Origin of the sequence: Bradyrhizobium sp. AUGA SZCCT0158, from assembly GCF_018130065.1 — a bacterium.
In the GTDB taxonomy this organism is placed as follows: Bacteria; Pseudomonadota; Alphaproteobacteria; order Rhizobiales; family Xanthobacteraceae; genus Bradyrhizobium.
The window spans coordinates 1-1,157 of record NZ_JAFCME010000067.1 but is presented as its reverse complement, the minus strand read 5'-3'; the positions used below and the strand labels follow the sequence as shown (position 1 = coordinate 1,157).

Annotated in this window: 1 protein-coding gene; it reads left to right on the top strand. The window is 73.0% G+C overall.

The genetic code is table 11. The annotated features are described in order from the left end of the window. Positions 1-1,157 (top strand): DUF4573 domain-containing protein (locus JQ574_RS34770; RefSeq protein ID WP_212384238.1); only part of this gene is annotated, 1,157 nt, incomplete at both ends.

The following is a 1,157-nucleotide window of genomic DNA, read 5'->3' as shown; positions in this document are numbered from 1 at the left end:
CCGGTCGCACCTGTCGAGCCGGTGGCACCTGTCGAGCCGGTGGCACCTGTCGAGCCGGTGGCACCCGTCGAGCCGGTTGCTCCAGTCGAGCCGGTGGCACCTGTCGAGCCGGTCGCACCTGTCGAGCCGGTGGCACCTGTCGAGCCGGTGGCACCCGTCGAGCCGGTCGCACCCGTCGAGCCGGTGGCACCTGTCGAGCCGGTGGCACCCGTCGAGCCGGTTGCTCCCGTCGAGCCGGTCGCACCTGTCGAGCCGGTCGCACCTGTCGAGCCGGTGGCTCCCGTCGAGCCGGTCGCACCCGTCGAGCCGGTGGCTCCCGTCGAGCCGGTGGCTCCCGTCGAGCCAGTTGCACCCGTCGAGCCGGTCGCGCCAGTCGCACCTGTCGAGCCAATTGCACCCGTCGAGCCAGTTGCTCCCGTCGAACCGGTCGCACCGGTCGAGCCGGTCGCACCTGTCGAGCCGGTGGCACCTGTCGAGCCGGTGGCACCCGTCGAGCCGGTTGCTCCCGTCGAACCGGTCGCACCCGTCGAACCGGTTGCTCCCGTCGAGCCGGTCGCACCTGTCGAGCCGGTCGCACCTGTCGAACCGGTGGCTCCCGTCGCGCCAGTTGCACCTGTCGAACCCGTGGAGCCGGTCGCACCTGTCGAGCCGGTGGCACCTGTCGAGCCGGTGGCTCCCGTCGAGCCGGTTGCTCCCGTCGAACCGGTCGCACCTGTCGAGCCGGTCGCACCTGTCGAGCCGGTGGCTCCCGTCGAGCCGGTGGCACCCGTCGAGCCGGTGGCTCCCGTCGAGCCGGTGGCACCTGTCGAGCCGGTGGCACCCGTCGAGCCGGTTGCTCCCGTCGAACCGGTCGCACCTGTCGAGCCGGTGGCTCCCGTCGAGCCGGTGGCACCCGTCGAGCCGGTTGCTCCCGTCGAGCCGGTGGCACCCGTCGAACCGGTGGCACCTGTCGAGCCGGTGGCACCCGTCGAGCCGGTTGCACCTGTCGAGCCGGTGGCACCCGTCGAGCCGGTGGCACCCGTCGAACCGGTTGCACCTGTCGAGCCGGTTGCTCCAGTCGCGCCGGTCGCACCCGTCGAGCCGGTCGCACCTGTCGAGCCGGTGGCACCTGTCGAGCCGGTGGCACCTGTCGAGCCGGTGGCACCCGTCGAGCCGGT